This is a genomic window from Borreliella afzelii (genome assembly GCF_014202295.1).
Lineage (GTDB): Bacteria > Spirochaetota > Spirochaetia > Borreliales > Borreliaceae > Borreliella > Borreliella afzelii.
On the sequence record NZ_JACHGM010000008.1, the window covers coordinates 20130 to 28730 of the forward strand.

At 26.5% G+C, this 8601-nt stretch carries 9 protein-coding genes and 2 pseudogenes; 4 read left to right on the top strand and 7 right to left on the bottom strand.

The window, feature by feature from the left end:
- The first annotated feature begins 328 nt into the window (after positions 1–328).
- Positions 329–556, top strand: a complete 228-nt coding sequence (locus tag HNP63_RS07200; RefSeq protein ID WP_235685162.1) for a hypothetical protein — start codon at positions 329–331, stop codon at positions 554–556.
- A 548-nt stretch (positions 557–1104) separates the two neighbouring features.
- Here the strand turns inward: HNP63_RS07200 and HNP63_RS05520 are convergent.
- The 5 genes from HNP63_RS05520 to eppA form a co-directional block, all read right to left on the bottom strand.
- Complete coding sequence (locus HNP63_RS05520) at positions 1105–1644, bottom strand: chromosome replication/partitioning protein (RefSeq protein ID WP_012615131.1); 540 nt, start codon at positions 1642–1644, stop codon at positions 1105–1107.
- Positions 1645–1697: 53 nt separating this feature from the next.
- On the bottom strand, positions 1698–2465 hold the full coding sequence (locus tag HNP63_RS05525; RefSeq protein ID WP_014486434.1) for a ParA family protein: 768 nt from the start codon (positions 2463–2465) through the stop codon (positions 1698–1700).
- Complete coding sequence (locus HNP63_RS05530) at positions 2426–2998, bottom strand: DUF226 domain-containing protein (RefSeq protein ID WP_012615127.1); 573 nt, start codon at positions 2996–2998, stop codon at positions 2426–2428. The genes HNP63_RS05525 and HNP63_RS05530 overlap by 40 nt, the downstream gene beginning before the upstream one ends.
- A gap of 9 nt (positions 2999–3007) precedes the next feature.
- Positions 3008–4108, bottom strand: a complete 1101-nt coding sequence (locus HNP63_RS05535; RefSeq protein ID WP_183227436.1) for a plasmid maintenance protein — start codon at positions 4106–4108, stop codon at positions 3008–3010.
- Positions 4109–4514: 406 nt separating this feature from the next.
- Positions 4515–4763, bottom strand: coding sequence for an exported protein A EppA (gene eppA, locus HNP63_RS06935; protein ID WP_015632770.1), 249 nt, complete (start codon positions 4761–4763; stop codon positions 4515–4517).
- Between the two features lie 358 nt (positions 4764–5121).
- On the opposite strand from eppA, the pseudogene HNP63_RS07160 reads away from it, so the two are divergent.
- Positions 5122–5266 (top strand): annotated as a pseudogene (locus tag HNP63_RS07160) (RNA-guided endonuclease TnpB family protein); the annotation flags it as partial.
- 145 nt (positions 5267–5411) lie between these two features.
- On the opposite strand, the gene HNP63_RS05545 reads toward HNP63_RS07160, so the two are convergent.
- A complete protein-coding gene (locus tag HNP63_RS05545; RefSeq protein ID WP_235685163.1) occupies positions 5412–6098 on the bottom strand; it encodes a hypothetical protein in 687 nt (228 codons plus the stop codon).
- Between the two features lie 449 nt (positions 6099–6547).
- Here HNP63_RS05545 and HNP63_RS07165 point away from each other — a divergent pair.
- Positions 6548–7625 (top strand): annotated as a pseudogene (locus tag HNP63_RS07165) (RNA-guided endonuclease InsQ/TnpB family protein).
- A 350-nt stretch (positions 7626–7975) separates the two neighbouring features.
- On the opposite strand, the gene HNP63_RS05555 reads toward HNP63_RS07165, so the two are convergent.
- Entirely contained in the window at positions 7976–8164 is a 189-nt protein-coding gene (locus HNP63_RS05555) for a CRASP family complement regulator-acquiring lipoprotein (protein ID WP_029359622.1), read from the bottom strand.
- Positions 8165–8167: 3 nt separating this feature from the next.
- Between HNP63_RS05555 and HNP63_RS05560 the strand changes: the two genes are divergently transcribed.
- Positions 8168–8458 (top strand): P52 family lipoprotein, encoded by a 291-nt coding sequence (locus tag HNP63_RS05560; RefSeq protein ID WP_183227439.1) that lies wholly within the window; start codon positions 8168–8170, stop codon positions 8456–8458.
- Positions 8459–8601 lie beyond the last annotated feature (143 nt).

The following is an 8601-nucleotide window of genomic DNA, read 5'->3' on the forward strand; positions in this document are numbered from 1 at the left end:
AAAAGCCATAGATATGACAGTCAAATTGTACGAGGGTTTCAAAAAAGTTCCCGGATTTTTCCAAAAACCTGGAAAAAGAAGGATGTGATTTGATTTTTGGAAAAAATTTGATGAAAGTTGCTGGGGTAGCTATTGGTTAACCTGTAGGCCAAGCTATTGCAGGAATTATCATACAAATCAGAGAGTTCATCTGGGTAATATTAAAGGGTATGAAAAGGCTAGAATCAAAAAAATCTAATAAAAACGAGACAAAGATTTAGAAGAGTTTGAAAAACAAAGTGAAATTAAACTTTCTAGACTTAAAGAGAGTTTTGATGCAGAAATTGAAATGAGAAAAGAAAAATTGAGCGAATTAGATGATGAATATATTAAAGAAATAAAATTTCTTAAACAGGTTCAAAGTAAAAGACAAATATCTGGTGAAGAATTTCAAAAAAGATTAAGAGATATACAAACAGAATACAAAACAAAAAAAGATATAGAAACTACCCAACTTACTAAGACTGAAGAGTCTAAAAAACTAAAAGTAGAACGAAAAAGAAACTTTCCAAACTAGAAACCGAACGAATAAAAGCATAAGCCAAAGTTGATAATGTAAATACTCCTGATTCGTTTGGATATTTTAGTAGGGCTAGTGATTTGGAAAAGACACAGAAAATTTTAGACAAAATACTAAAGGAATTGCAGCGGTAAAATCAGCCGGCTCCATTGAAGAGATTAAACTTGCTCGTGGCGGTGCACGATTTGTTTCAAATAAACCGACATATATGCCAAACTCAGGTGTAATGTCTAGTGAGTTTGGGCAACCCAAATTAGTAAGAATAACCCCCTTCACCAATAGATAAAAATCTACGCAAACTTGAAGCTAAAATTATTGCAGAAGAAATTACCAAATTACAAAAAAGTCAAAGCAGTACAGTTGTAAATAATTTTTACTATAACTTTAATGAAGATGTAATTGATGCTGAAAAATTAGTTAGAATGCTAAAATCAAAAAAACATTTGATGGCGTTTAGAATGGCAGAGTAGAAAAATATGAAAATTTTTAAATTAATTGATATTCTGCATTTTTAGTATATAACTAATATAATTGACATACTATTTTTATTTATTTTCATATTGTTCTAATTTTTTAATTAGTTGTTCTTTATTTTTTTGATAAAAATCTTCAAGAAGATGGTTAGTAAACTTTGGATTCCTTTTATAAAAATCACATGCTTCTTGCGTTTCTAACCTAACCCTAAGCGGTTTTATCAAATTTGCTCTAGACTTAACTTTTTTGTCTTTCATTAAATTAAATAAAGTTTTATCAATTCCATTTTCTATGATATTAATTTCCTTAAGCTTTCCTTCAAAAATAAGTTTTGCTATTTTAATATACTTATAAGCCTGAGTTCTGGCTATTTTAAAATCAAAAATAAAATCTTCAAACCTTTTATATCCATCTAAAATATAAAGCTTCCCATTTCTAATTTTTAGTAAAATTTTCATTGTATTTATTTTATTTCTAATATCATCTTCGATTCTATTTTTAAGTTCATTTTTTAAAAGTTCATACTCTTTTTTGTCTCGTTCTTCAGTATTAATAGAAGTATCACTTCTTATAATCCTATCATTTATTATTATTTTTCTACTTTTTACCATTTTTTAAACCTCTTTCTAAAAAAAGTACAGTGACTGAACTTTTTTTAGAAAAACTAAACTTTTTCTAAAATTTTCAAGTATTCTTTGTAATAATTTTCGTTTTCTTTTGGCTCTACAGCATAATCTATCACCTTTTTCAAAGCTTCACTTTTATGGACTTCTCCAATAAACTTATTTAAGTATTTTTCTTTTAATACAGCCATAATTTCAGTTGAAGCAACTCTACCTATTTCAACTTTAGATGCAAAAATATGAATAATTTTGGTCTCTTTGCCTATAAAATTATTTTCTAATTCTTTTATCTGATTTATTAGCAATGGCAAATTTTCAACCGCCCATCTTTCAAGCGGAACCGGTATTACAACTTTATCTGCAATCACAAGAGCATTATCAAGCTCTGATGATAAGCTTGGAGGAGTGTCAATTATCACATAATCATAATCTTCTAAATAATTATACAGTGCATTCCTAAGCATAAGCTCTTTGAACTGATTTCCTTCTTTGCTAAATTTAGCAAGTTCTAGATAACTTGGAATAAAATCTAAATTTTTAGATACATTGATAACAACATCCTTAAAAGTTTTCTCTTTCTTTATTAAAGAATAAGAATTATAGATGTTAATTAATTCCATCCTAGGATGATCTTGAGTTATAAAATAACTTGTAACTGCATTTTGTGGATCAAGATCAATAAGTAATACTTTGCTAGTTTTATTAAGAATTGCTGAAAACATTATTGAAGAAGTACTTTTACCAACTCCTCCCTTAATTGAAGCAATAGCTATAATATTTGGTTTTTTAGCCAATTTTTTTCTATCCATTTTATAAGAGGTCCTTTTTGCGGGTATTTTTTATTATAAAACTCATATACTTGCTTTTCTAATGTCGTAAACATGCTAAATAATGTTTTACTGTAGGGAACATTTACTTGTTCTTTTTTTAACAACCTAAATAGACTCTTGAAGTAGCAAAAAATGCTTCCTTTTTTAAATCTAAACTCTAGGTAATATGATTTTGACAATAGATAAGATTTTTCAATTCCGTTAACTTCATACCTTACAAAGATTTTCTTTATTGGTTTTTTATAACCATAATAAATACCTAAGAATTTATCGTCTGCTCTTAGTGTAAATAAATTAAATTCTTCAACTTTTGATTGATTGAATAATCTTCTTAATGATATACGAAATTTATTTTTTTTCTTATTAAGTCCGAACTTATAAATATCCATCATTATTTTTGTATGATACATTGTTTTATCATTATCTTTTTCAATCTTGATAAAAAGATCTTTTTTATCTGAACATATAACTATTGGTTTATCCAATTTTATTAATTTTGCTGTATTTTGCATATTTAATTCTTATACAACTTCTTTTAAAATTAAAGAATTATTTTCATTTTTTATTAGTTCTAATAATTCATAATGATATGTATCAAATACTTTATTATATTCTAATTTATTTTTGCTATTCAAATATGTTTTTATAATTGGCTTTATAGCTTCAATATTTTCCTTTTTTCCTAATTGCTCGATAAGGATATTGAAAATATTTGTCTTTATATTCTCATAATCTTTTTGTGGATTTTCTTTTTTCAATTCAATTGATTTTTCTAATTTAAGCTTTATTTTGCTTAAATCGTTATATTTTTGATGTTCGATAATAAAATGCGGTTTATTTTTGTAAATTTCATATATTTTTTGGATATTTATTTTCAATTGTTTAACATTGTATCCTTTTTTTTCTAATTGTTTTTTTGTATTTTCTAGAATTTCTTTTAATTTGTTTTGCTTATCTTTAAAGCAAGATTTATCAAAAGAAATATTCTTACTTTTTATTAGCTTAATCTCAATTCTTTTGAAGGCCTTAATTATTTCAATTTTTTTATCTTTGCTAAGATCTAAGTTTAATAAAATCAGAAGAATTTCTTTACATAAAAAGTTACATTTGTTGAAATATTTTTTTACTTGAAGTTTTTCTATTTTTGTATTACTTTCTTCTTCTTTTTTTATATTATTATTTTTATTATTTAAACACTCCTTAAAATCTACACTCCCATTTTTATTAAATTTAGATATAAGATAATTATCAACTCTAAATTTAAATCTAGCGTCTTTTTTTTCTTTAAAATGTTGATTGATTTTAAGATAACACTCTTTTTTTGGATAATTAAGTTTATAGTAAATTTCAGTTCCAAAATTTACTCCCAAGTGTTTATAGTAGTTAGTTGTTACTTTTATTTCTTTTTCTAATTTGTAAAGATAATTTTGCATTGTTTTTAGTTTAACAGGTGACTGATTATTTCTTTTTAGATTTTCATTAAAGTAATATAGTATGACTTTTTGAGAATACTTCTTATATTTGCTATTTACATATTTAAGCGTTGAGATAAGAACTATTAATTTATGCTGTAACTTGTTGTAGCAATTTGTGCTTTTTGTATTTTTTGGTAAAATTTGCATTTTTCATCTCCTGTTTGGTAATATATGATACATATTATGCACAATTTTTTTATAAAAGTAAATACTCATAAAAACTAAAAATTTGTTTAAAGTTAGAAATTAGGAAAATACCAATTTTGTACAAATACAAATTGATTTTAATTTTAAGTTGAGTTATACTGAAGATAACGTAGCAAATGGAAAAAATTTTCATTACAGCTACCTGTTTGGTTTATTTACAATTATGGGGCTTAAGGAAGCTCTCTTTAATAATAAGAGAATTTCTTTAAGCCCTAATAGTGTGTTCTATTTCAATGTAGTGAACTGCTATTTCTAAATCAAAGATTATAGAAAGAGTAGTTTACCTTACTATTGGTGAATTATTTACACTTTAATTTTGAAGCAAGTAAATCGGCTAAAATTTGTTTTAATGTTTTTTTACCGTATTTATTTTACTTTTAAAGTAAGCTTTGTTAAACCTCTCTCTAGCTTTGTCTGCATATTTTTCAGCATAATCAATTTTATAGGAATTTATTTGTATCAAATAATCAAAAATTTGATACAAATTCCTATTTATAAGTTTGAAAATTGCTTCATATGACTTGAATTTTAGATGTTCGGAATCCATTATTAATTTATTTTTTATAAGGTATATATCTCGCGATGTCAACGACATCTAAAAAACGCCTTTTTTTTGATTTAGGCTTCCCATGAACTATTTTTAATTGCTGGGGTGAAGAAAAAAAATACGCTTTTTTAGTGCTTATGCTAAAAAACATCTTTCAAAAGAAGAGGCTATTTTAATTAAAAAAAAATTAGATAAATATGATTTTCAAAACGAGCATAATTATTTCTTATATATTTTTTTGTTTGCCTATTCATGTTAGCATATAAATTAGATAGCAAAAACAAAAATAATATTAATGTGAAAATTTTTTTCATATTAATATTCCCTCCTAATAATTAAGTTTTGATAATTAAAACATTAGTGCAATTTTTAGATTTTATGGGTCGAGAATTCTTTGTTATTCTTTGTTAAAAATATAACTCTAAAATTAAGTGATGCTAGGTGGACTTGCAGTAGTTGTAACACTTTGCATGATAAAAATATAAATACAAGTCTAAATCTTGGGCTTTTCTTATTACAAAGAAATAAAAACTCAGACAGTTTTTGTCTGAGTTGAAGCTTATTTATTATTATTGGCCCATGTTTAGTGGATATCTACTTCTTGTAGAACCTAAAATCCATTATGGGAAGAAGATATAAGCCGATATTTTTAGATCAAAGATTTTAGAAAGACCGGCTCATCTATAATATAATTATTCATGTTTCATATTTGATTAGATGCATATAAACCATTGGTGCTTCGGGAGTTATATGAGGTTCCCCACGTTTTCTGATATCTCTAGTGGGATAACGTTCTGCAATGTATACCCAGTAACCTATTCTTCCCCATTCTCTTACCATCCCCATATAATTAGAAATTACTAGATTTTCTGATGAATGGTCAGTTCTAACGAGCTGGGAAATTCCTTTTTGCATTCTGTAGTCTAATAAGGGAGTTAGACCTAAAAAAACTACAGCGGACACGGCTTCTGAAAAATAGGGAGTTAATTGTGTGGCTTCTTCAGGTTCGTGTTGTAGTGCTTCAAGAACTGTATTTATAAATTTAGTGATTTTACCCCTATCATTTATAATAGTGTTAGATTTTATGCTATCTGAGTACCCATCAAGATTTTTTAATCTTATGCTACTAGTATCTGCTCCCGAAATATTTTTTATTGTAGAATCAAAAAATCTATAATATCGTTTGTTAAGATTGTTTCGTTGGTGATGGTTAACTCTGTGTACCATAAATCCTTGAGGAGCAAGATCGTACGCTCTTATCACTATTTCTAATTGTCCCAGGTGTCGACCACCAAAGTTAGGTGTACTTAGTGCTATTGTAAAAAATGTACTTTCTTGGGTCGGTTTCATATAGTAAATATAAGAAGGCGGTTTTGGAGGCATTCCGTGTTGGGGTCTTATGTCTTCTATTTTTTCGTAATTGAAAAAAAAAGTGCTATCTATTAAATCAGCTTTGAAAAGAGTTTCATGCGCAGATTTAATGCTGTTTAAGAAAAGTGGCCCAGAATGAAAGTCAACCTCAACTGTAGCAGCTGATGATAAATGTGGACTATCATCTTCTTCTGAATAGCTTAATACTTTGTCCTTTTTATGTTGGCTGTCTTGACTACAGGCCGAAATAAAAATTAAAAGCGTTAAAAATACCATTTTGTGGTAAGTGTTTTTTATTTTCATTTTATTCTCCTTATATCATTATATTAATAACGATATATAATTATATAATTATATTAAATAAATTACAATTTTTTAAAATAATTAAATTATTTATTAATAAATGGTTTTTACCGAATAACGACAAATAACCATATTATGGTTTAATAATTTAAAAGATAATAAGTGTTAATAGAGCTTATAAATACAGAATATATTCCAACATTAATCAAAAAAAATATTTTCCAAAAGTATTTAGATGTATAAGATTTTTGTATAACAAAATTTTAAGTGATAAAAAAGACTATTATGAAAAAATAAGAAAAGTCTTAGTATTAATTCAAGTAAGTATAAAAAGGAATTTCTGTTCTTAAAGGAAGTTGATATTTTAGTTCTTTGTAATGCTCAACTTGACTTAAATTCTGCGTATAATAATTTTTTAGAGAAATTGAAAAAGGAAACAGAACATAAGGATTTTCTAAATATAAAAGTAAGAAAAATAGGCAAACTTTTAGAACTAATAATCAAAAAACTCAATAAGAATAGAAAATAATTATATAAAGTTATCTAAAGAAAAAGATACCGATAATAAATATTATATTTCAGGAACAGTTGAGTGTTTAGATGCTAAAAATATCAGTAAAACTAAATGTGATAAAAGAGAAGTAATTGGTATTGATATGAGTATGAGACATTTTTTAGTAAGCGGCAAGGGCGAGAAAACCAATAATCCCAAATATTTGCTAAAAAATGAAAATGAACTTGGGAAATGCCAAAGAAAACTATCAAAAAACAAAAAGGATCTATTAATAGAGCTAAATCTAGATTAAGAGTTGATCGGCTGCATAAGAAAATTTCAAATAATCAAAGAAAAGACTTTTTGCATCAATTATCTTATTACTTTGTATCTAATTATGAAAACATAGTAATAGAAAGCTTATCAATTAAAGGCATGCAAAAAAGGAATGTTTGGGAAAAGTATTAATAATTTAGGATGGTATGAGTTTGTAAGACAATTGTCATATAAATCAGAATGGTATGGGGTCTCCTTTGCATAAAACAGATAGATACTTCTCATCAAGTAAGCGCTTGTGCAGTAGTTGTCACATTAAAAAATACAACTCCAAAATTAAGTGATACAGGGTGGGCTTGTGGGAGTTGTAACACTTTACATGATAGAGATATAAATGCAGCTCTAAATCCTTAAGGCTTTATTATTACAAAGAGATAAAAACTAAGGCAGGAACTGCTTTTAATTAAGTAAAGCTTTGTTTATTTTGTGGACCATGCTCTTACTAAAAAGCGGATGAGCGTTTTTGTAGAGCCTAAAAAGCTATCATAGAATGAAACAAAAAGTATTTCTATAATCTTTTTGATTTAGAAATAGCAGTTCGCCAAACTTATTAGCACTTAAAGTTTATGTAAATTATAGGTGAAAAATTTTTTGTAATCTTTAGTTAAAAATTAAGCCTATCTTTTATTAAAGATGGGCTTTTACATATGGTAATTTTAATACATACTTAAAGTTTCTTTTGTATTGTAAATATTTCATTCCTTATATTTTCCGCTTCTTTTTGTTTTTCTTGCATCGGATTGCGAAGTGGGATTACTCAAGATTTAAGCCCATTAATATCTGTTTTTATAGAATTTTCATTGTTTTGATAATCTAATAAAAGTTGCTTCAGTGTTTTTGAGATGTCTGCTTTTGTAGATAATAATTTTTCCAATAAATTTTTAAGCTTCTGTAAATCTGAAATCTCCAATTTATCTAGGATATCTTTTTTAGGATATAAGCACATAGTTTGAAAAATGGTACTCGAGAAATCCCCCCATTGTCTGACTATAATGAGGAGTATTTTAATAAATTCTTTTTAAGTTTAAGTTCTGATCGATCTAAAGAATTGATTAAGTTGTTTAGTAGGGTAAAAAATGAGCGGAATGATAGATTTAAACATGCAGTTTATTGGCTTTATTTATGTATAAGGGATTTGTATTCTTCAGATATTAAGTATTTTAGCTGTGGTAAAAACGTATATACGAATGATTTTGTGCGGCTAGGTCCCACTATTGCTTCCTTCACCATAAAATGGTGAAGGAAGCAATAGTGCACACTTTAAGATGATCGCCGGCTTATTAATGGAGTCAGTTTTGGGGTTAAAGATATTTAAACTCCTAATTTTGAAGGTTAGCTTTTATACTAAAAAAATATAATATATATTATATTTTTTTAGTATAA

What these genes read in the sequence shown, in the direction of transcription:
- HNP63_RS05525 (WP_014486434.1), bottom strand. Translation starts at nt 2,465, where the DNA reads ATGGATAGAAAAAAATTGGCTAAAAAACCAAATATTATAGCTATTGCT.
- eppA (WP_015632770.1), bottom strand. Translation starts at nt 4,763, where the DNA reads ATGTCGTTGACATCGCGAGATATATACCTTATAAAAAATAAATTAATA.
- HNP63_RS05520 (WP_012615131.1), bottom strand. Translation starts at nt 1,644, where the DNA reads ATGGTAAAAAGTAGAAAAATAATAATAAATGATAGGATTATAAGAAGT.
- HNP63_RS05545 (WP_235685163.1), bottom strand. Translation starts at nt 6,098, where the DNA reads ATGCCTCCAAAACCGCCTTCTTATATTTACTATATGAAACCGACCCAA.
- HNP63_RS05530 (WP_012615127.1), bottom strand. Translation starts at nt 2,998, where the DNA reads ATGCAAAATACAGCAAAATTAATAAAATTGGATAAACCAATAGTTATA.
- HNP63_RS05555 (WP_029359622.1), bottom strand. Translation starts at nt 8,164, where the DNA reads ATGTGCTTATATCCTAAAAAAGATATCCTAGATAAATTGGAGATTTCA.
- HNP63_RS07200 (WP_235685162.1), top strand. Translation starts at nt 329, where the DNA reads ATGAGAAAAGAAAAATTGAGCGAATTAGATGATGAATATATTAAAGAA.
- HNP63_RS05535 (WP_183227436.1), bottom strand. Translation starts at nt 4,108, where the DNA reads ATGCAAATTTTACCAAAAAATACAAAAAGCACAAATTGCTACAACAAG.